Annotated in this window: 13 protein-coding genes; 12 read left to right on the top strand and 1 reads right to left on the bottom strand. The window is 41.1% G+C overall.

Annotated features, from left to right (window positions below; genetic code table 11):
- Positions 1-26: 26 nt before the first annotated feature.
- The 9 genes from ACFS5N_RS05465 to ACFS5N_RS05425 all read left to right on the top strand — a co-directional run bounded on the left by ACFS5N_RS05465 (position 27) and on the right by ACFS5N_RS05425 (position 16,479).
- Positions 27-1,202, top strand: coding sequence for a hypothetical protein (locus ACFS5N_RS05465; protein WP_377183041.1), 1,176 nt, complete (start codon positions 27-29; stop codon positions 1,200-1,202).
- Positions 1,203-1,770: 568 nt separating this feature from the next.
- A complete protein-coding gene (locus ACFS5N_RS05460; RefSeq protein WP_377183039.1) occupies positions 1,771-2,619 on the top strand; it encodes an ABC transporter ATP-binding protein in 849 nt (282 codons plus the stop codon).
- Entirely contained in the window at positions 2,612-3,382 is a 771-nt protein-coding gene (locus tag ACFS5N_RS05455) for a hypothetical protein (RefSeq protein WP_377183037.1), read from the top strand. The genes ACFS5N_RS05460 and ACFS5N_RS05455 overlap by 8 nt, the downstream gene beginning before the upstream one ends.
- A gap of 11 nt (positions 3,383-3,393) precedes the next feature.
- Complete coding sequence (locus tag ACFS5N_RS05450; RefSeq protein ID WP_377183035.1) at positions 3,394-3,774, top strand: GntR family transcriptional regulator; 381 nt, start codon at positions 3,394-3,396, stop codon at positions 3,772-3,774.
- A gap of 3 nt (positions 3,775-3,777) precedes the next feature.
- On the top strand, positions 3,778-4,521 hold the full coding sequence (locus tag ACFS5N_RS05445; RefSeq protein ID WP_377183033.1) for a hypothetical protein: 744 nt from the start codon (positions 3,778-3,780) through the stop codon (positions 4,519-4,521).
- Positions 4,518-5,408: an ABC transporter ATP-binding protein gene (locus ACFS5N_RS05440; protein ID WP_377183031.1), complete on the top strand. Its 891-nt coding sequence runs from the start codon at positions 4,518-4,520 to the stop codon at positions 5,406-5,408. The genes ACFS5N_RS05445 and ACFS5N_RS05440 overlap by 4 nt, the downstream gene beginning before the upstream one ends.
- Positions 5,409-5,429: 21 nt before the next feature.
- Positions 5,430-9,068 carry an ABC transporter permease/M1 family aminopeptidase gene (locus tag ACFS5N_RS05435; protein ID WP_377183029.1) on the top strand — a complete coding sequence of 1,213 codons (3,639 nt, stop codon included), beginning with the start codon at positions 5,430-5,432 and terminating at the stop codon, positions 9,066-9,068.
- 809 nt (positions 9,069-9,877) lie between these two features.
- On the top strand, positions 9,878-14,080 hold the full coding sequence (locus ACFS5N_RS05430) for a hybrid sensor histidine kinase/response regulator (RefSeq protein ID WP_377183027.1): 4,203 nt from the start codon (positions 9,878-9,880) through the stop codon (positions 14,078-14,080).
- A complete protein-coding gene (locus ACFS5N_RS05425; RefSeq protein WP_377183025.1) occupies positions 14,077-16,479 on the top strand; it encodes a TonB-dependent siderophore receptor in 2,403 nt (800 codons plus the stop codon). The genes ACFS5N_RS05430 and ACFS5N_RS05425 overlap by 4 nt, the downstream gene beginning before the upstream one ends.
- A 171-nt stretch (positions 16,480-16,650) precedes the next feature.
- Here ACFS5N_RS05425 and ACFS5N_RS05420 read toward each other — a convergent pair whose 3' ends face one another.
- On the bottom strand, positions 16,651-17,256 hold the full coding sequence (locus tag ACFS5N_RS05420) for an RNA polymerase sigma factor (RefSeq protein WP_377183023.1): 606 nt from the start codon (positions 17,254-17,256) through the stop codon (positions 16,651-16,653).
- Positions 17,257-17,604: 348 nt separating this feature from the next.
- Here ACFS5N_RS05420 and ACFS5N_RS05415 point away from each other — a divergent pair, with 348 nt between their 5' ends.
- The 3 genes from ACFS5N_RS05415 to ACFS5N_RS05405 all read left to right on the top strand — a co-directional run bounded on the left by ACFS5N_RS05415 (position 17,605) and on the right by ACFS5N_RS05405 (position 23,937).
- Complete coding sequence (locus ACFS5N_RS05415) at positions 17,605-18,810, top strand: FecR domain-containing protein (RefSeq protein WP_377183021.1); 1,206 nt, start codon at positions 17,605-17,607, stop codon at positions 18,808-18,810.
- Between the two features lie 186 nt (positions 18,811-18,996).
- Entirely contained in the window at positions 18,997-22,530 is a 3,534-nt protein-coding gene (locus ACFS5N_RS05410) for a SusC/RagA family TonB-linked outer membrane protein (protein WP_377183019.1), read from the top strand.
- Between the two features lie 6 nt (positions 22,531-22,536).
- Positions 22,537-23,937 carry a RagB/SusD family nutrient uptake outer membrane protein gene (locus tag ACFS5N_RS05405; protein WP_377183017.1) on the top strand — a complete coding sequence of 467 codons (1,401 nt, stop codon included), beginning with the start codon at positions 22,537-22,539 and terminating at the stop codon, positions 23,935-23,937.
- Positions 23,938-23,964: the final 27 nt, after the last annotated feature.

Below are 23,964 nucleotides of genomic sequence, written 5' to 3'. Positions count from 1 at the left end.
GAAATTTATCTGCAAAATAATGAATAATGACAAAGGACGAATTCCTTAAGAATATGTTCAGTAATGTTGGGGAGTCAATTTTGAGCTCAACCGCGATCTTTCCGATGGATGATAGTTTCGAGACGAAGATGCCTTTGATCAGAATTTTGAACCTCGATGAAACGAAAATAAGTGAAGAAGGTAAACTGATTTTAGATATTCTTGAAAACGATCGGGAGGCTGTACACCATGTTGAATTTTTAAGGTTTAAATGGAAAATATGGGCACTTACAATTATTCAGGATATATTCCCAGGCAGGATATACAACGATTTCTCCCTGGACGTTTACAATGCGCAATATTACTTTTACTATGAAGGCCTTCACCTCATTCGCGAATTCTTTTATGTAGGATTAAACAATTTTTTAAAAGCGGCCGATCACTTATTGCGGACAATACTGGAATTCAATATCCGCCAATGTTATTTCAGCCAGAAAAGCGAGGAAACGCAAAGTTTTAACCCCGTAAAAATATACCTTGAAAAAGGGCACTGCCCCACTAATCAAAGCATGCTCAATTCATTCTTGCCGAATGATAGCTTAGGCAAGGCTACAAAAGTCAATATTCAAAACCTCCTAAAAAGGCTTTCAAATTCATCTTCCCATGCTTTTAATCCTGACAATTCGAGCAGGTATCACGGCAGATTGCATTTTGAATATACACCTGATTCAATGGTGTTCTGGATCAAACTGGACTTAATTATTACCCCGGTGGTCTGGTCTTATTATTTACTTTATCCGATGATTTTTCAGCCGAAGAACATTTTGAAAAAATTCGGTTTCAATTATCCGGCTGGTTTATTTATTTCAGAACTGCATTATAATATTGTCAAAAATTCACTATCAACAGAAGACCTCAATTTATTTAAAAAATTCAGTGGAGAACAACAGGTCGTTAGCGACCTGGATGCGTTTTACGATAGTCAAGATGACTTAACTTTGGATGAAATTACTTCTTCCTGGTCGAAAGAGGATGGCGTTTTCCCTGAAACCCACCAACTCGCCTATCTTCAAACTATTGCGAAAGTTAGAGCGATGAAGGAGGTATTAGCAAACCATTGTACACTGACACAACAAAGTACCGAAGATGTGCCAGACGACTTTTTAGAAAAAAATTCAAGCCTGAAATTTTGGCAACAACACTACCAGAAATTAAAATATTAATAGTCCATGGTCAAAGCTTTTTTTATCTTTCATATTAAGTTGATTTTTCTTATTTTTATATCAGAAAACGATTTACAGTTACAGGGCTGTGACTTAGGTAACAGCAGTTGAAACTGATGACATAAATCGGTGAAAATTAAGACGTTAACGCTCTTTTATTTGTTTGTTATTTCCAAATTCGTGGCAGAATCGTGGCAATGAATTGAAAATATTAGGTAACTAATTGATAAATAGCGAATTAACTGGATGGGTTACTTTCCCTCCCTCACCGCGACTATTTTTGTAAAAAAGGCTATAGCATTCTGCTATGGCCTTTTTTATGCAATAAGATTTTCTAGGGGGGCAAAATGGGGGGCAATTTTGCCAGATTGTAAAATATTAAGAAAATGTACCAGAAAATACTGCTCCTCATCTTTCAATTGTTTGCATTTAAATGGTACTAATGCGACGTTAGTTTTCCAATTACTGGATTTATAAAAAAAGGGCAGATGATTTTATTTGAAAATTAACTTGTTTCTAATAAAAGAATAATTACATTTGAAGTGTATTATCACCTTAATACACTAATATGGTTCAAATTGATCACCTTTATTTTGCTTATCACCGAGACAAGAAAGTCTTAAGTGACATAAATCTCAACCTTAGGCCCGGACATATTTATGGTTTGCTGGGTAAAAATGGTTCAGGCAAATCAACCCTTTTAAAGTGCATTGCCGGTTTGGTATTCCCTACATCAGGCACCTGTTTGCTCGAAGGTAACGATACTGCTCAGCGTTCAATAGATGTGCTGCAGGAGCTTTATTTTGTACCTGAGGATATTTATGTGCCGGCTTTAAGCCCGGAGCAATTTGTTAAAAATACCGCGAGCTTTTACCCCCGGTTCAACCGAAAACAATACCATGATTTTTTAGAAGTGTTTGAGGTCGATCCTAACCGGCCAATGGATAAGCTCTCTTACGGACAGCAGAAAAAGGCAGTCATCGCTTTTGGCTTAGCATCAGGTACAAGATTACTGATCATGGACGAGCCTACCAATGGTTTAGATATTCCTTCAAAAATTCAGTTTCGTAAACTTATCGCGTCAGCAGTGTCTGATGACCGTTGCATTGTGATCTCTACACACCAGGTTAGAGACCTGGATAACCTTATAGATACACTTTTATTGGTGGACCACGAGCGTATTGTTGTGAATGTTTCTGTCGATGAATTAAGTGACAAGTTAATTTTTGGCTTTTTTGATGATACCACCGGACTAGATGTCGTCTATTCGGAAGATACGCTGAAAGGTCGTTATGTAATAGCACGAAACAAAAGCCGTAAGTATACCCGAACCGATCTCGAATTACTATTTAATGCTATAGTAACGGGCAATAACCCTTTATTAGAAATTTTAAATGAAGGAGGTGCAAATGTCTAGGTACTTTTCACCGTGGCGCTTTATACGTCTGCTCATCAAACATACGGCAGAACATTATCGTACTTACATTATGGCAACTGGTGTATTGGCCGGGGTTATGCTTTTTGGTGGCGGTTTTCTTTTCTTCCTGATGCCCGAGCCGCCCGACACCGGTTTTCAAAATGCTTGTTACCTAATGTTAATGCTTTTGTCGGGCACCATATTTACCAGCACCATATTCAGTGATTTTGGTGAAAAGAATAAAGCCGCGGCTACTATTACCCTACCCGCTACAACTTTTGAAAAATTTATGGTCGGCTGGCTGTACTCTTACCTGATTTTCATACTTGCTTACACAGCTATATTTTTTATTGCTTTATATGGGCTTTCCAGTTTCAGAACCTGGGGAGATAAACCATTTATTATATCCGGCTTAGGGGCTGAAATTGCTCTTACCGCCTTTGCTTTATATTCTTTATTACATGCTATTGCCTTATTTGGAGCCATAGCTTTCAAAAAGCTACATTTTATAAAGACAGCATTCCTATTTTTTTTGGCTTATGCCATATTGATGTTTCTTAACTATTTGTTTTTACATCAAATTACCGGTGTCAAGCTCGTACACTTTGATATACCTTTCGGGGGATTGAGTTTTATGGAAAATAGTAAGTACTATTTGGTACAATTTCCCACCTCTGAAACAACTATACTTTTGGTAGGTACTACAGTTTCATTATTATTATGGGTATCGGCCTACTTTAAATTAAAAGAGCAGCAAGTATAGAGAGATATTGTATGGAATTTAAAGATAACGAACCTATATATGTTCAAATCGCTGCGCTGGTTTGCGAAAAGATAATTATCGGTCAATGGCCAACCGGACAACGGATATTATCGGTTCGTGACCTGGGCGTTGAGCTCGAAGTAAACCCGAATACGGTTATGCGCGCTTATGATTTTTTACAAACACTTGGTGTTTTATACAATAAGCGTGGTGTAGGATTATTTGTGGCCGATGATGCAGTTGAAAAAGTAAAAGCGCATCGCAAACAAGAATTTGTAGCTCAATATATGCCAGATTTTTTCAAGCAGCTTTACCTGCTGGATATTCCGATGGAGGAGATAGTCAGCCAATATGAAGCTTTTAAAAAAGAACAAGGAATTGATAAAAACTAAATCATGAAAAAAAGTACAAAGATATTTGCCGCTGCAGTATTAGTCTTATTATCAAGCTTCGTTTTACACGATTTGGGTTTGCGGGCCGCCTACTTAAAAGGGGATTATAAGAAACCTGATTATGGTTTTGAACGCCAAAACTTTAAATCATTTGACCGTATTGAGTTAGATGCTTCCACAGCTGCTAACTTAAAAATAGAACAAGGACCATTTGAAGTTAGCACCAACCCAATAACGTCAAGCTTTTTAAAGATCACTCAAAAAGGTAGCACTTTACACATCAGCGTAGCATTTCCTGAACATTATCAGGGTTTTAACGCTCCGTACGCAGTTTATGTGCGTTGTCCTGTTTTAAAATTATTTAAAGCGACCGCATTATACACGTTCGGCGGTCATCCAAATACTGACACTGTAGCACGAGATCTTGAATTTAGACCAACATTAATCTCAGGATTTAAAGCAGACAGTTTAAGCATCGAAGCAGATTATGCTGCAAATGTACGTCTGGAAAATAACCAGATCAATAATCTTAACGTTATCGCAGGTCTGAGCCGACATGCTGGCTCAGGTATCAGCATAGGTGCCGGTAATCAAATCCGGAAAGCCAATTTTGACATTCGTAACTACGGCCAACTGCGTCTACAGGCAACTACTAACGGAATCAGTAACTACCATATAGCCGACGGCGCTCATCTTTACGTTGACGGTATCGCTGCAAAACCTTTTACCAAAACCTTACAACCATGAAATTAGTTATCAATTCGCTATCAAAGACTTATGCCAATGGCGTACATGCGCTCAAAGATGTATCGCTCACGCTCAATAATGGCATGTTTGGCTTGCTTGGCCCCAACGGCGCAGGAAAATCATCGTTAATGCGAACTATCGCTACTTTACAAGAGGCCGATAGCGGCAGCGTTATGCTGGACGAACTGGACGTTTTAAAAGACAAAACACGTGTAAGGCAGCTATTAGGCTATTTGCCCCAGGAGTTTGGTGTGTATCCTAAAATCCCGGCAGAAAGAATGCTTGACCATATTGCTCAGCTAAAGGGCGTCGGCAATGCCGGTGAGCGGAAAGAACTTGTACAGGGCTTGTTGGAAAAAGTGAATCTTTTTAAAGACCGCAAAAAAAACCTGGGCACTTATTCCGGTGGTATGAAACAGCGTTTTGGCATTGCCCAGGCACTTATAGGCGCGCCCAAATTGATTATTGTTGATGAACCTACGGCCGGCCTCGACCCTGCAGAACGCAATCGCTTTTACAATTTACTAAGTCAATTGGGTGAGAATACCATTGTCATCTTATCGACACATATCGTTGAAGATGTAAGTACACTTTGCTCTAATTTTGCCATTATTTGTTTGGGGGAAGTACTTTACGCCGGGGATCCTGAAACTGCGGTGAAAGCGTTGGATGGAAAGATTTACTCAAAGGCTATTGATAAATCTGAGTTAAAGTATTATAACGAAGTATATAGTGTTATATCCACACAACTAAAATCCGGCAAACTACATATCCGCATCCTAATGGAGCATGGTACACCGCAAGATGGTTTTATAACTACCACGCCAAACCTCGAGGACGTTTACTTTAGCAACATAGCCAAACGTGTAGATATAAATACTATATAAGCCACTATTAAACAATAACTTATGTTTTCGAAAATATTTTGGTTTGAGATCCAAAACAGGATCCGCAGGCCCGCCGTATATCTGTATTTTTTCGCTGCATTAGCGTTTACTATCGCTTCATTCGCTACCGGGTCACTTCCGCTGGGTGAAAAAGAGCATATCAACTCGCCCTATATGATCACTTTTTGGTGCGCAGCCATGAGTATGCTCATGATGCTGGTCAGCTCTTCTGTAATGGGTACAGCCTTGTATCGTGACATAGAATACCAAACCAAGGATTATTATCTTACTTACCCTATCACAAAAAACGGTTATTTCTGGGGCAGATACCTGGGCTCATTTACTTTCATGGTAATTATCGCTCTTGCTATACCTATTGGTATTTACCTCAGCACATTCATTGGGCCGATGACTGGAAAAACTGTTGTCTCACACTATGGACCCAATAAGCCTGGTTATTATTGGTATCCGTTTCTTTTCGTCGCTTTGCCCAATGTTTTCTTTTCATCCTCATTGTTTTTTGGGCTGGTAGCAGTTGTGCGTAATGTAAAGGTTATTTATTTCGGTGGCTTAATGCTGTTTATGTTTTACATGCTATCTGTGTATTTTTTAAATCACACACAAAATATAGCTGTAATCAGCATTGCTGATCCGTTTGGACTTAGCGGTATCCGGTTTCAGATGAGCATTGCTAATACAGAACAGCATAATAATTCTATGGTAACGATGTCGGGCGTATTGGCGTTTAACCGTATACTTTGGCCGGGGCTAAGTTTGATCATATTACTCATCACTTATTGGCGTTTTAATTTCGAACGCTTTTTCGCCGGTAAGCGCGATAAATCCGGAATTAATGCAACAAGCGGTAAAACCCATCAACTTCTCATCCGTCCGGCGGTAAGTTTTTCTGGTAGTTATAATTTTAACACCCTGAAAAATCTAATTAGCCTCGAGCTAATTAACGTATTACGCGATAACTATTTCACGGTTATACTGGGTGTTGGGAGTTTATGGTTAGGATTCATTATGTGGTTAGGAGACAATCATCATAACGTGGCCGATCTTCCGCGTACTGTTGTCTACCTGGGCCTATTTGCCGAAACGTTTCCATTTTTTTTGTTTTTCGTACTCATGTTTTACACAGGTGAAATATTGCAGCGCGACCGCTTAAGCCGCTATGCTTTTATAAGCGACTCGTTGCCCCCACCAAACTGGGTAATGAATGCTTCAAAATTGGTCGCACTTCTACTAATTGCTGCAGGTTTATCATTTGTACCAATTGTATTGGGTGTAATTATTCAATTGTTAAAGGGATATACGCATTTCAATTTATCAGCTTATTTAAGCTACATCTTTGTGCTATTGATGCCAAAACTTTTGGCAGCTACGGTATTTTGTTATGTTATACAAGTGTTATTTAATAACAAGTTTGCGGCGTTTGCTTTCGGCATTACGTTATGGATCGGCCTATTTTTCCTCGACACGACAAGCACTTTTGACTATCATCTTTTAATGTATTCCTATACACCAAAGGCTGGGATAAATGACATGGATGGCATGGGCCATATGATGCGCCCAATACTTTGGTTTGATTGCTATTGGTTGTTGGCTGCCGGTTTATTAATCGTAGTGGCGGCTTTATTTTATAACCGTGGTGTTAGCATCTCTTTTAAGGAGCGCCTGCAGCTAGTTTCTGAAAGATATAACAAAAGCAGCAAACGCGCAGTAGCGGTCCTTATACCATTATTTCTTTTAGTAGGTGGTTACATATATTATAACGTTAGCTATGTTAATGAATATCTGACTAAACAAGAAAACATCGATCGTGCTGTTATTTATGAAAAAACGTTAAAACGTTATAGTGACTTACCGCTACCTAAAGCAACTCGCATTATCTTAAAAACAGATCTGTATCCTAAAGATAAAAAGGCATTTACTGATGCTGTAATTACTATCGTTAATAAAAATAGCCAGCCTATAAAAGAGCTATTGGTAGACGGCGATATTTTAACCAGCTATTCGATGAGTTTAAATGGCAAACCAATAGCTTATACATACCCACTTTTATACAAGCGTGGATTTTTTAGCTGGTTCAGGCCCAAAATAGACACCGCAGCCTTTAGACTATATACATTTGATAAGCCACTGGCCTCCGGCGATTCGGCTACACTTCATATTCGTTCGGCAATTATATTCAAAGGGTTCCAAAACGGCTTCTACGCCGGGTCAATGCTTAATAACGGAACATTTTCAAAAGGTGGGCTACCTAATTTAGGGTACGACGATGATGATGAGCTAACGAGCCCGTATGAGCGGAAAAAAGCAGGCCTTCCACCAAGAGTTGAAGAGGAAACCGCTCAGAATGACCCTAGGGGTTTGTTTAACCTGAAAGCTGGTGCTGTTACTGATTTGCTGGCGTTGGATATTACTGTAAGTACAGATAACAACCAAATTGCCGTTGCAAATGGCGACTTAATAAAACAATGGAAAGCAAACGGCCGTAATTATTTTCACTATGTGCAGAACAATCCTGGAATGTACATGCCATTTGGAATATTCTCTGCTAAGTATGCCGTGCTGCGTGATAGCATAACACTTGATCGAGCAATACCAATTGAAATCTACTACAATCCAGCGCAAGGGTCAAATATTCAGCGCTTCGTACGAGGTTATAAAGATGGACTAAAATACATGAGCAAAACTTACGGAAACTATCCGTTTAAAGAAATACGCATGATACAGTGTTCGCCCTATGAGTCTGAAGAAGGCTCATCCACTACGGTCGATTTTCATAATGAATTATCTGGCTGGAACGCCAATTTTACTGATCCAAATCAGCAAGATTATCTTTACAACAACGCGGTGTACAATACCGCCCAACAATGGTGGCGTTTCCAGGTGGCGCCTAATGCAGCTGTTGGCTCGCTTGTTATATCCGAGGGTATTTCTTGTTATGACGCTTTAGTAGTGAATGAGCGAAGATATGGACGGGGTACATTGCGTAACGATATTATTAATTCGTTATGGTACTATTTATTTATTCGGCGCCGCATAGACGAGCCCGAGCGGCCAATTATCAAATCAAATCAGTCTGTTGAATGGGGTTTTAAAACCGGAACTGTACTTTATGGTTTACGAGAGCTAATTGGCGCGGAACAAATGAATAAGGCGCTGCTTGAATTTAGAAATGCCTACGCTTTCAAACAATCCGGACCGTTCGCCGGTGCGCCGGATTTGTACCGGGTGTTGCAAAAATATACGCCAGATTCTTTGCAATATTACCTTAATGATACCTGGCAAAAAATAACGCTTTATGATAACAAAATGCTCTTTAACCACATTAAACCTACCGGCAAACCGAACGAATATGAGATCAGTTTTAAAGTGCACATGGCAAAAAGTTGGTTGGAGAATAACGGACAGGAAACACCGGTATTAAATATGAATGATTATTTTGATGTTGGAGTTTATGGGAACGACACCAAAGATAAAGACGGTCGAAATATTGGCCATATCATAAAGCAACAACGTTTTAAGCTAACAACAGGCGATCATGAACTCCGAATGGTTGTACAAGGTAAACCTAAAGCTGTAGTGCTTGACCCGCAAGCCTATCAACTTGATCGTAATCCGAATGATAATTGGCAGGATATTAAATGATAAAAGAAATGCAGTTAATTATAAGAGTATCGGCAGTAGTGGGGGGGATGAAGGATAAACAGCAACGAAAAGGCGTAACATAGCGGACACGTCACGAAAAGCATATCACGAAATAGTTGAGGAAGGCATACCTGAAGCCGAACGTAATTTAGTGGTTAGGATATTAAAGGCTGATGATCCGATCACCAGCCGTCAATTATCAATTACCGCAAAAAAAGAACGGGCCAATATGACGAGGGCGATCTATGAATTAATAAAGATTGGCCTGGTAATAATTCACCATAAAGACAAATGTCCAATCACTGGTAGAACGGTAAATTTCTATTCTTTAGCAATAAGTACGAATGCTCCGGCCTCTTCAACTGATAAATTACTTTAACGGATGTCGAATGAAACACTAACAGGCTACGCTATCAGCCGCAAATGGTTTGATTTTGCTTTTGAAAAGAAGGAATGCAACACCCAGCACCATATTAGTTGTTAGGCTTTTTTGTTCGCGTCGGGTGCAAAACGGCGGTGGGGTAAATTATCCTTCTTTTGGCGTTTTGACTAACTTATATTCGTTTCTATCATCATAATTTCGTTAATAATCTGGGCTAATAAGTTCGTATTTGGATAGTAAAATCGAATAAGGAAGACATATTTATATTTCTATAGATAGTTTTGGAAATGCCTCAATTAGAATGTTTTGTGAATTAAAAGTTAATTTAATTTCAGATTATAAATAGTTTGAAACTCAAATTTACGTCACGATTATGAAACATTTACTTGAATTTTGTGTATAATTAGGCTGAGAACCTACAGCCCCTATGGTCAGAAAATTACTAATCGCACTTTTGATTGTTTTTTACGTACAATGCATAGGGGCATTAGCGCAGCAAAAGATCAGTGTTTCATTACTAACCAGCGTTAACGGGCTTTCGCAAAACACCATCAGTTGCCTGTTTAAAGATCGCTATGGTTTTTTGTGGTTTGGCACTCAGGATGGTCTTAACAAATACGATGGTTATCATATCACTGTCTATAAACACCAACTAAATAATCAGAATTCTCTTCCCGCCAATCATATTACTGCTATCGGCGAGGATGCCAGTGGAAATTTATGGGTTGGCACCCGTACTGCTGGCTTAAGCCGGCTTGATCGATCTAATGACAAATTCACTAACTTTTGGTTTAACAGCGGGCGCCAAACTTCTATAAGTGATAATAATATAAATTGCATTTATAAAGACCGTTCATCGAGACTATGGATTGGAACCGCCAGGGGACTCGACCTTTTCGAGGGGGACGCAAACTTTAAACGTTACGGAACCGATTTCGTAAGTAGCATGTTTGAAGATGATGATCACCGCTTTTGGATAGGTACAGCAACTGGCCTTCGGGGTCTTAACCGTGTTACTGGTAATATAACTCAATATCGTGATAAATCAGCAATTCTGACAGGAAATAATATCTACGCCATACAAGAAGACGCATCTCATCATCTTTGGTTAGGCACTGATAAAGGATTGAAGCTTTTTTTACCTGAAAACGGATCTTTCAGTTACTACGCTGTTGAGCCCGACGACAATTCAGCAGACGGTATTAACCCTGTGTTCTGTATTCAGCCGGCTGGCCGGGATCAGTTTTGGTTGGGCACTAACACCACACTTCAATTGTTTGATGCTGCCAGCAAGCAATTGAAACCCTTAAAAGAAAAAACGATTGAGGATAATTTAATGCCTAACGATGGTATTTATTCAATGCTTCGGGATACTAATGATATTTTGTGGATAGGTACCACCAGCCAAGGGGCTTTAAAATACGACCGCAATTTATCGGTTTTTCCGGCACTGAAAACGTCCTTAACGCATATTCCCTCGGCCAAAAACATTATTCGTGGTATTGCTGAGGATGCAAAACATAATTTATATTTAGCTACTGACGCGGGCCTAAGCTATTATAACAAGAGGAATAATAACTATAAGGAATATACCCATCAGCGGACTAATACTAACAGTCTGTTAAGCAACTACACAACAACAGTGTTAGTTGGCAGAAACGACGGAATGGTGTGGATTGGTACCTATAGTAGCGGTTTGGATAAGTTAAATCCGCAAACAGGAGCGTTTACACATTATAAAGCCGGAAAGCAGGTTGGGCAATTGAGCAGTAACTCAATAGACGCCTTGTTAGAAGACCGTAAGGGACATATCTGGATAGCTACTGACTACGGTGGAGTTAATATGCTGGACCCGGCGACGGGCAAAATATCACACTATCTGAGAAACGACAAGACGAACAGTATTTGTGACAATACAATTGATGTATTGTATGAGGATAGCAAGGGCCGCATATGGATGGGGGGCTACACCAACGGTATCAGTATTTTTGATCCGTCAACACAGCAGTTTAGTCAGCTAAATTCTCATAACAGTCAATTGAATTGCGATATAATTAACGCGCTATATGAAGACACAGCGGGCAACATGTGGATTGGAACATCAGAGGGTGGGCTAAATTGCTATAATGAAAAAACAAAACAATTTAGTGCTTATACGGAAAGTAATGGATTGATTAATAATACAGTTAATTACATTACCGGCGACAAATCAGGTAACTTGTGGCTAACTACTAACCAGGGTATAGTACGTTTTGATCCAAAACACAAAACGTTCCGTAACTTTAACCTGTTTAATGGGCTCAGGACACTTGAGTTTTGTGCCGGCGCAGGGGTAAACCTGTCAAACGGAGACTTAGCTTTTGGGAGTATTAACGGTTTTAATATTGTTGCCCTGGCAGATTTATCGACCAACAACAATAAGCCAACGGTAGTGTTTACAGGTTTGGAGTTATTTAATCGGCAGGTATTGCCGGGGGAGAAAGGTAGTCCGCTACTTCAAAGTATGTTGAAAACCCAAACCATCAAACTGGGTTACCGTCAATCGGTATTTAGCATTGATTTTGCGGCACTTGATTATTCTATTCCGACACAAAATAGTTATGCTTATAAACTCGATGGTTTTGATACCGAATGGCGATTCGTTGGAAATCAGCACCACGTTACCTATACCAATCTTAACCCGGGTACGTATACGCTTGAGGTAAAAGCTGCAAATAATGACGGGCTGTGGAATTCTGAGCCGTCTTTAATGACTATTGTAATTGAACCACCATATTGGTTGACCTGGTGGTTCCGTATTTTAGCTGCAATGGTAATTGTTGTGTTGACTTATATCGGCTATTATTACCGTGTGCGTTTCCTGAACAGACAAAAGGTTGAATTGGCTGCGCAGGTAAAACACCGCACTCAGGAGTTAGAGTTGGCTAATCAGCATTTACAGATACAATCTGAAGAATTGCAGGCACAATCAGAAGAATTGCAAGTTCAGTCGGAAGAACTGATTTCACAAACACGTGACCTTGAACTGTTAAATAACCAGCTTGCAGAACAGCGGGCACAGGAGGCGCTGGCGCGTCAGGAGGCAGAAAAGGCAAATAAGGCAAAAAGCACGTTCCTTGCAACTATGAGTCATGAAATCCGCACACCAATGAATGGCGTTTTAGGCATGGCGTCGTTGTTAGCTGAAACATCGCTGGATGCAGAACAACGAGATTATACAGATGCAATTTTAAATAGCGGCGAATCGTTGCTAAATGTTATCAATGATGTGTTGGATTTTTCTAAGATAGAGTCCGGGCATATGGAGCTTGACCCGCACGATTTCGACCTGCATAAATGTCTGGAAGATGTGCTCAGCCTTTTTGCCGCAAAAACTGCTCATACCGGAGTAGACCTTTTATATCAAATTGCTGATGATGTACCTGCGTATTTGTATGCCGATAGTTTTCGGCTGAAGCAAATATTGATCAATATGGTTGGTAACGCGGTTAAGTTTACACAGCGAGGCGAAGTGTTTATCAGCGTCAAGATGGAACAGGGCGCAGCTGACAATAGCATGATGCTGTGTTTTGAAGTCAGGGACACAGGTATCGGGATTCCCGAGGAACAGGTTGACCACCTGTTTACGGCGTTCAATCAACTTGATTCCTCTATCACGCGAAAATATGGTGGTTCAGGTTTGGGTTTGGCAATTTGCGACCGCCTGATCCGGCTTATGGATGGCGAGGTATCTGTAAAGAGCAAGGCGGGTAAGGGTAGTACATTTTCGTTTACTGTAAAATGTAAAAAGGGAAATCTGGAACAATCAGCAGAAGCTAAACCTCTTATTGATTTTAAAGGGAAAAAAGTGTTGCTTGTCGATGACAATCCAACCAATCTGCGGATTTTAGAAACCCAGCTTGGCAAACGGCAGTTGCAAACACAATCTGCACATTCCGGACAGTCAGCATTGGCAATTTTGTCTGCCGGAGCGAAGTTTGATTTACTGATAACAGATATGCAAATGCCAGATATGGATGGATTAACTTTAAGTGAAAAAGTAAAAACGGTGCAACCGGATTTGCCTATTATCCTCCTTAGCTCTATCGGTGAAGAAGTTAAAAACCGTCGCCGGGAGCTACTGGCAGCTGTATTAACCAAACCAATACGGCAACAAGCACTATTAGAGGTTATCGAGATGGTACTTGCACAACAAAACAGAGAGGCTTCGGTGGTTAAAAAAACTTTGTTGAGCGATGACTTTGCATTGCAATATCCATTTAATATACTTGTTGCAGAAGATAACCCAATGAATCAAAAACTGATTATGCGTGTACTACATAAATTGGGCTATCAGCCTGATTTAGCGGGGGATGGTGAAGAGGTTCTTGAAAAATTAACGGACAATAACTACGATTTAATTTTGATGGACGTGCAAATGCCAAAAATGGACGGATTGCAGGCTACGCGGTCAATTCGTCAACAATATGGCGATAAACCTCTGATAATGGCATTGACAGCAAATGCGATGACCGAAGATCGCGATCGTTGCCTTGAAGCTGGTATGAATGGCTATTTGGCCAAGCCAATAAATATTGAGCAACTGATACAAACTTTAACCAATATATATCAACAATACTTTAATAGTTGAAATTGCGTACGTTTTATTTCAGGGCCACATTGCTCATTTTACTCTTACTTAGTTTTTTCCTGCGGGGCTACGCGCAAAATGGTGGTTCTGTCACTGGAAAAATAGTCGATGAATATAAGCAGCCGGTTCCTTATGCAAAACTTACCTTCAGTGGTACTTTGTTGAGCACAGTGACCGATGAAAAAGGTTATTTCCTGTTAAAACTATCAGGAGGATCTTATACAGTTAGTGTAAAAGCTTTAGGTTTTGATTTGACAACCACAACGATTAATGTAAGGCCGGAGCGGCAAACAAAACTTAACCTGCAATTAGTTCATGCCGCTAAGCTGATTCAGGAGGTGGCTGTTACAGGTGTTAGGGTAAAAACCGCTACTGCTACGCGTACACTTATGGAGTTGCAGGACATCCCTCAGGCAATCAGCATCGTCGGTCAGAAGGACATCCGGCAACAGGCTGCCTTTGATCTGACCACCATTACCCGAAATATCAGTGGTTTAAATTTTACCGGTAACTATAGTGGGGGTGGGTCTGCCGAGTTTTTTAATGCTCGAGGTTTTGACCTTAATGAAACGCAAAACTATCGCTGGAACGGGATGATGGTCTGGAACTGGGGCAATATGTATGCTGACAATATTGAGCAGGTAGAATTCCTCAAAGGCCCGACATCGATTCTGTATGGCGATGTGGCCCCAGGTGGTGTGCTAAATATGGTTACCAAAAAGCCGCTGGCCGAGTTTGCTGTCGAGGTGAGTTTTAAAACAGGATCTTGGGGACTTGCTCGTCCCTCTTTAGATATTACCGGCCCGTTAACGTCTAGCGCCAATCTTCGTTATCGCTTAAATACTTCTTTTGAATATCAGGGTAGCTTTCGCGACTTTGTTGTCTCAAGAAAATTATTCGCAGCGCCTGCTCTTGCTTGGGATATTACGCCAAAGTTGAGCATCAACGCTGAAGCAACTTTCAATCATTCCAGCAATACGGACGATGCAGGCCTGGTATCGCCTGACGGTAGTATAGCCGGGCTTCACCGCTTGTCGCCATCGCTTTATCTTGGCGAGCCAAGTCGTCGTTATCTATACAGTAATCAGAACTATATGGTTACCGCTAACTATCAGATTAATAAAAGTTGGCGATTGAAATTGGCAGGTTTTTACGCCAATAGTACCAACAGGCCGTTCGGTATTTGGTTTGACCAGCCCGACTCGGCCGGTAACTTTGGTCGAAATGCTTACGGCTTTTACCAGATTGCGCACAACGGAACCGCAACCGTTGAGGTAAATGGAACATTTTATACCGGTGGTGCAAAACATCATCTGCTGGCAGGTTTCGAGTACCAGTCAACCCGTCATCGTTATACAAATTTAGGCGAATTAAGTCGCCTGGACACGAGCAATATTAACCGGCCGGTTATTAATCATATCACGCCTGATCCTCCTTCTTCGCCCTTACAACCTCTGGTATCTATTATCGAACGCCGGGGTTTGTTTTTACAAGACCAGGTAGAAATGCTAAAGGAGCATTTGCAGTTGTTGCTTGGTATTCGGATGGGCAGCACACGCCAGGGCGAGCATTACTTCCAGGATCAGCTAGGGGGTAACGCTTACGCCGGTTATACAGACAATATCATTTCAAAGATGATTTATACACCCCGGGTAGGGATAGTATACAAGTTACGCGAACAAACCTCTGTTTATGTATCCTGGGCAAAAGGCTACGAGATCAACTCACCCGATGTATTTGCTCAAAATTTTCGCGATTACATGACGCCCCCCGCTACCATCAGCGAGCAAGTAGAATTTGGCGCCAAAACAAGTTTGTTGCAAAACAGACTAGGCTTAACTCTTAGCTTGTTTGAGATCAATAAACACAATCCATACGGCTTCGTTTATTTAAACCCAGATCATCCGGATTATGATTTATACAACGTATATTATGAAGGTCATCATCGTAGCCGCGGTATTGAGTTAGAAGCTAATGGCTATTTAACGAAAGAACTGTCGTTAACCGCCGCCGCAGCATATACTATTACTCGTGTAATAAATGATCCCGGATACCCCACCGGTAATAGTTTACCTAATGCATCGAAATATACGGCCAATGCCTGGTTTAACTATTCGCCGCAAAATATATTTAAGGGATGGTTTATTGGTGCCGGGGCGTTTTACAAGGATAAATTCTTCTCGACTATAGCTAATAACCCGATTTTGCAAGTACCGGCTAATTATACCTTAGACGCTGCAACCGGTTACCATTATAAATCGATAGGTGTGCAACTCAACGTTCGCAATATTACCAATAGGGTATCTTACCTGAACCCGTGGCAATTTAATTTATTTGATGTACAGCCATTGCGCCAATTTATCCTGACATTAACTTACAGATTCGGAAAAGCGCGATAGAGCTTCAATACGTTCAGTTATAATGGAGGTGCTAAACCACCCCCGTTTAGCTAACGCGGCTTTATTCTGAAAAAAAACTGATCGCCTCGTAAAAATATACTTGCAGGTAAATTATTGGTAATCGCTGATTGTCATTGACAGGCTATGGGCCAACCTGGCTGGGTTGTTCGTCTATTTCCCCTCAATAAACAGCAGGAAAGCAAGATAAATACCTAATGAAATACCTTTTCTCAACAAGGAGTTCTTAATCGCCTCGATGGCTTTTGTTTTTTGATTGCGAACAGTTTGGACGGAGAGATTTAGTTCCAGGGCCACCTCATTAGTTGATTTACCATCCAGATAAAGTGATTTAAAAACCACCCTCATTTTTTCAGGTAAAGCATCCATCTCATGACTAACCAGTTGCAGTAATTCGGCCTGGATAATCTGATAATCATTTGTGTCTTCGTCAGACTCCATTTCAGATAAATAACGTTCCTGCGAAGCCGTATGCGCCTTTAGTTGTCTGATAAAGTTTAAGCAGGCGTTGCGGCAACTGATGAAAAGGAAAGCTTTTATATTCTGCGATGTTTGAAAATCTGCATGCTTTTGCCATAGCTTAATAAAGCAATCGGAAACAATTTCCTGTGCGGCTGCTTCATCATCCAGTAAGTTATAAGAAAAGTAAAAGAGCGATTTATGATATAATTTAAAAAAATAAGCAAGCGCACGGTCATCGCCTTCCCTGAAAAGCTCTATCCACTGCTCCTGTGCATCTTTTATTTCTTGTACGTCCATCAATACCTAACTTATTACTAAGCGCTTTGGTTATTGAAGTATGAAGAATGATTCGGCACATTCAACATAAAACCAAAACAGGGCTTAAATTACTTAAGTAATCGTAAACTTTATTCAATTTGATTAGAAAAATGTACCCGGATGGCTAAAATTTAAGTAATAAACATAGCAATCTTTGATTTTCAACCCGAATTTGGATGCGCCTGCAATTAATACCGCCTTTGCCATTTTGTAAGTCGTTTTATTGCCATAATTGTACATGCCCCAGAAATAATTTTATAAGATATGGTTGTTTTGCAGGTAAATGGTGTTTCTATGTTATATTAATAATAAATTACTATTAAAATAATGCTTGACCAGGAGTTTCATATCGCAAGATTGATCAAAGCGCAACTAAACAATGAGTTGGATGATGTATCGGCTGAACAGTTACAGCGCTGGCTCGATGAACAACCTGATAATTTGAACTTTTATAAAGCTCTGACAGCTCCCGAAAATTTTCAGCGAGAACTTATTCGGTTTGAGTCAATTAAGTCAGAAGATATTTGGCAGCGGACCCAGGAAAAAATGGCACAAAAGGGCTCACCCGCTTTGAATATTAGGGCTATTCAGGTTAGATACAGGTGGTTGGTTGGCTTAGCTGCTGCTGTAACTATCTTTATTGCGGCCGGATTATGGTTTTATTATCAGGGTCGAAATAGCGTTGCAGAACCGGTGACCTACGCGAACGATGTATCTCCGGGAAAACAAGGTGCTACACTGACATTGGCAGACGGTAAAAAGATCAGACTGAATGAAACCCCTAGCGGTCATATAACAAACCAGGCCGGTGTAGTGGTCTCAAAAACTTCTTCGGGTCAATTGGTTTACACCATCAAACATGATTCTAAGGCTGATATGATGAACACGCTTTCCACAGCAAATGGAGAGACGTATCAGTTACAACTTCCAGATGGCTCGAAGGTGTGGCTGAACGCAGGTTCAAGCCTTACTTATAATTCAAATTTTGTGCATAGCCCCATCCGTAGTGTAAAGTTGACAGGCGAAGGTTATTTTGAAGTTGCAAAGGACAAGAAACATCCGTTTATTGTAAGAAGCGGCGCGCATGAGGTAGAGGTTTTGGGTACCCATTTTAACATCAATAGCTACGGTGATGAGCCCACTATAGCTACGACACTATTGGAAGGGTCTGTTAAAGTAACTTGGAAAAATAAAACAGCGGTGCTTAAACCGGGGCAACGATCTAAAAGTAATGACGCCGCAGGTTTAACGATCACGGATGTGGATACAAATCCCTATGTGGCCTGGAAAAATAATCAGTTTAGTTTTGAGAGCGAAGATATTCAAACCATCATGCGCATGGTTGAGCGCTGGTATGATGTCAAGGTGGAGTACAAGGGGGCGCTAACACAAGAGAAGTTCTGGGGCGGGGTTTCACGTCTTGATAATGTTTCCAAAGTTTTGAATGTCCTCGAATTAACCGGAAAAGTTCATTTCGAAATAAAAGGAAGAACTATCTATGTCTTTAAGAGTAATCGATCACCCTATAATTAAATTAACTATTTGTTTCACCCTTAAACAACGTATGACAAAACAGCTACAAAAGAATTGACCCCCAAAAAAAGATAAGCCAGAAGGATGATATCCCCCTGGCTAAGTCTGGCCGTTTAATTTTAATTATCACACGCAGCCGCTAAAAGCCTCGTAAACTGAAGCGGACTGCACTTACCAAACAAACAAATGTATAGAAAACTTACCAGAAACCAAGGTATATGGAATGCCTATGCCTCCAAAATTTGGCTGATTATGCGACTTACCGCCGCTATATTATTGACTGCCCTCATGCAGGTTTTCGCTGTTAACGGATCTGCGCAAAAGATTACCTTGTCAGAATCCAACACAACGTTGAAATCAGTACTCAAAGAACTGAAAAAACAAAGCGGTTATAATTTTCTTTCAACCGATAATCTTCTTGATCAGGCTTATCCCGTAAACATCACGGTTAGCAATACGGAATTTAAAGAAGTGCTGGAACGTATATTCAGCAACCAGCCGCTAACTTATGAGATCAAGGAAGGAACCATTGTTTTACATGAGAAGGAAAGTTCCTTTTTTTCGAAAATACTATCACAACTAAAAGTTGCTGTTGTAAATGGCAGAGTGACGGATACGGCTGGTCGCCCTATAGGAGGGGTAACAGTAAGGCTCAAGGGAAGTTCCAGGGGAGTGATAACAGATGCCGATGGTAATTTTCAGATCGAAGCAACGGGCCCTGAAAGCGTACTCATTTTCTCTTCCGTCAATTATAAAACGGTAGAAATTACTGTTGGTAATCAGGATCACCTCAGCATTGTTCTTAAAGAAGCTATTTTAAACCTTAAAGAGATTCAGCTAATCAGCACGGGTTATCAAAGATTAAGTCCGATACAAAGCACCGGCAGTATTGCTGTCATCCGTGAAAAAGATTATAACAGCCGTATCAATACGACGGATTTCTTACTAGGGCTTCAAAATAAGATACCGGGTTTACTCATCAATAATGATATCAAGTTCGAGGGCAACAACTTGTTCCAGATAAGGGGTATTTCCACCATAAAAGGGAATAAACAACCTTTGATCGTTGTGGACGGTTACCCGACAGAGCTTACTTTAGAGATGATCAATCCATACGATATCGAATCGGTAACGGTATTGAAAGACGCGGCAGCTGCGGCAATATATGGTGCGCGTTCGTCTAACGGCGTAATCATTGTGGAACGGAAGAAGGCCAGGGTCGGAAAAGTACAGGTACACTTTCGTGCAACTACCAGCTTGACCCCCAAAGAAAATTATGAAAGGTACCGGTGGGATAAAAACGGCTCATCGGCGGTTATTGACTACTATCGGGCGGTCAGCCAGAACAGCATTAACGCCAATACCTGGAATAACATCAACAGCTTAACAAACGGTGCGTTTTACAATTACCAAACGCCTGGCCTCATCATCGCACAGCAGAAGGCCGGCGTAATAACACCCGCGCAGGCGGATGCACAGTTTGCGGCTTTGGGAGCGTATAATAACGCCGATGACTACGCCCGATTATTCCTCCGTACCGCTGTGTCCAACGTATATAATTTAGACCTGTCAGGAGGTAGCAAGGACGTACTGTATTATTTGTCTTCCAACTATATAGATACCAAGTCCACACAAATTGAGAACGGCAAGAAAACCTGGCAACTATCCGGAAGGGGTACATTTAATTTCTCCGATCGTTTTTCGCTGGCGCTTACGAATAATTTTATGCAAACCAATACTAACGGAGCGCCTGTACCGGACATTAATAGCCTCCTGCCTTATGAGCGCCTGCAAGATGATAAGGGGAATCCTTTGCCTGTATTCAATGGCTCTAATGCAAGCCCTTACTATAATAAGGCCTTGATAGCAGCCGGCTTGCAGGACAACATGTATTACCCGTTAGTGGATGTGCATGAGATAAATAACGACCTGAAAACGATCAGCAACCGTTTTACTGCTGATTTTAATTATAAGATTAACAGGCAATTTAATTTCACATTTGGAGGTGTTTATGAACTCAGCAGGGGCGACTCGCGGTCGCTGGCCAGTGAAAATTCATCCGTAACCCGTCAGCTGATTAATCGTTACACATCAGGCCCAGCTACCGCTTTAGTTTTTAATTTGCCAAAAGGTGGGTTCTTAAAACAGCAATTTTCGAGCACCCAAGGTTACACCCTCCGGGCTCAGTTAAATTTTAACCAAACCATTAAACAGGATCATGTAATAACCGCCATATTAGGTTCTGAAGTTCGAGGCATCATCACACAGTCAAATGCTTCGGCCAATTTTGGTTACAATGATCAAACTTTAACCCAACAGGCGGTCAATTATCAAAGCTTGTTCGTTAATGGTTTACCGGCGACTTATGCCTTTGCAAATCCGCGGCCGCAATACACTGATCTGTTCAATATTCTATACGAGGAAAACCGTTATGTGTCAGCCTATTCTAACCTGGCCTACACCTACAAAGGAAAATATTCTGCAACGGGGAGCATTAGGGTAGATCAGTCAAATTTATTTGGTACAGACCCCAAATATCGATACAGGCCGCTGTGGTCGGTAGGAGCTGCCTGGAACATGGACCGGGAGGATTTCATAAAAACCTACGACTGGATAAACACCCTGAAGATGCGCGTAGCTTACGGCTTTAATGGCAACGTAGCCAAAAACTCTCTTCCCGAGATCATTGCTTCAAACGGTGTTAATAACTTCGACAGCAACATTCCAATTCTTTATTTGTCATCTCCGGCTAACAGGGGCCTTCGCTGGGAACAAACACATAACTTCAATACCGGTGTGGATTTTAACCTGTTTAAAAACATAGGTGGTAGCTTTGACTACTATGTCAAGACGAGCGTAGACCTGCTTGCGGCCCAACAGGTAGACCCGACCCGCGGTGTACAATCTGCCTTGATCAATCAGGCGTCTATCAGAAATCAGGGGTTTGAAATTAGCCTCAATGCAGATTGGATCACACATCCGGGATTTAATTGGAACACAGGTTTTGCTTTCTCCCGCAACACCAGTAAAGTATTACAAGTTTATAGCGGCAATGTTACCGGTGGCACCCAATATGTGACCGGTGTTTACTCCAATTATCTGCAGGGATACCCGGTAGGTGCCTTGTTCAGTTACCACCTGGCGGGCGTTGACAATACCGGATTCCCGACAATTTACGGCAGTGACGGTAAAGTGAAACGCATTACTTCCAATGATCGGGATGATGATGTTAGCTATGCAGGTACCGCTATACCATCCCTGAACTTTGGATTGAGTAATAGAATAGATTACAAAAGTTTTTATGTATACGCCATGGTTAACTATTACGGTGGCAACAAAATTCGCAAACCGGTTCCAACTTTAAGATCAGGCAGGCCGCTTGAAGGCGCAAGCAATTATTGGAAAAAAGCGGGCGATGAAAATATTCCTGACATACTGCCCGCGGCGAATTATCGGGATTATGACCCTTACGTAATGGCTTCTGACCGCTACACAATGAACGGAGCCTACGTTACATTAGGTGACGTGACCTTTGCCTATAACATGAAAAACGATTTGGTAAAAAAAATCGGCTTAAACGCGGTAGAATTTAAGGCGCAAGCTTCTAATGTTTACACAAAGGGCTTTAATAAAGACAATTACAGCCTCGCAACCGGCAGTTATGCCAAATCATATATCACACCTACTTATACTTTGGCAGTTAATATCAACTTTAAATAAAAAATTATGAAAATAGCAATATTCAATACCAATAAAGGCAAAGGGTTACGGTTATTGGTTAGCCTGTTTTTGACCGCGACATTGATATCCTGCAATAAATACCTTGATGTGCAGCCCAAGGGTTCGCGCCTGCTGAAGACGGTCAACGACTATAATTTGTGGTTGAACAATTATGCGCTGGAAGCAGAAATGCCAAGAGAACTTAATTTACTCTCTGATCTTGTTGACAATGTAACTATTCCTTCTCCACCAGTCGATGCTATTGATCGTGTCTATAGTTGGCAGGACCAATTTGATCAGAAGGTAACCGGCACGGCCTATATCTGGTATAATTACTATCAGTCAATCTACCTTTTCAATGCAGTAATTTACAATATTGACGGGGCGGAGAATGGAACTGCGCAGCAAAAGAACGCCTTAAAGGCAGAAGCTTTACTTGGCAGGGCTCTTGATTACCTTTCATTAGTCAATTTATACGGCAAACAGTATAATGCAGCTACTGCAGACAAAGACCTGGCTGTGCCATTTGTTACTACGCTGGACATTTCAGACAAATTGCCCAACAGAAGCACTGTGAAAGAAATATACGGACATATTATTGCTGATATTAATGAAGCGCTTACAAACCTGCCTGCAGACAATAAAAGCAACCGTTACCGCGGATCGGTAGCTGCTGCCTATAGTGTTTTGGCCAGAACCTATTTATATATGGGAGATTACCAAAAAGCGGCCGATAACGCCGGAAAGGCCTTAAGCAGCGGGCAGTTCACTATTACAGATTATAGCACCCTGGCACCCTATGCGCAGCTTCCGGCTATGATCCGTAGCACCAGCGAGATATATGCGAGGCAGAGTTCGACTTATTATTTACAGGAGATTCCGACACTTGATTTCCTTAAGTCGTTTGACAAAAATGATCTGAGGCTAAAACTATGGTATGATCAAAGCAGCGATCCAAACTTTACACAGAGGGGAAAAACTGTATACTATCCGTATGGAAACCTGGTAGGTAATGGTTATCCGGATTGGGGTACTTCTGCCGCAGAAATGTATTTGATCATTGCAGAAGCGGCGGCCCGTGCAAACAACCTGCCGCTGGCGTTAGATCAATTAGATATTGTCCGTAAAAAGCGGTTTTTGCCGGCAAACTATGTAAAGTATCAATCTACTAACCAGGATGATGTATTAAAAAGGGTACTGGCAGAACGCACGTTCGAATTCCCATACAACGGTTTGCGTTGGTTTGATATGAAAAGACTGGCAGCAGAAAACCGGATGCCTGAAGTAGACAGATATGATGCATCGGGACAAAAGATTGCAAGCCTGCCGCCAAATAGTACCAAATACACGCTGCAGATTCCTGCGCAGGTGATGTATTTTAACGCAAACTGGCAGCAAAATCCTTAATCTTATTTACCATCAGTGCCGCCCGGG

This window comes from Mucilaginibacter ximonensis, from assembly GCF_042686265.1.
Lineage (GTDB): Bacteria > Bacteroidota > Bacteroidia > Sphingobacteriales > Sphingobacteriaceae > Mucilaginibacter > Mucilaginibacter ximonensis.
Note: the sequence above shows the minus strand (reverse complement) of the source record. Positions and strands in the feature narration are given on the sequence as shown.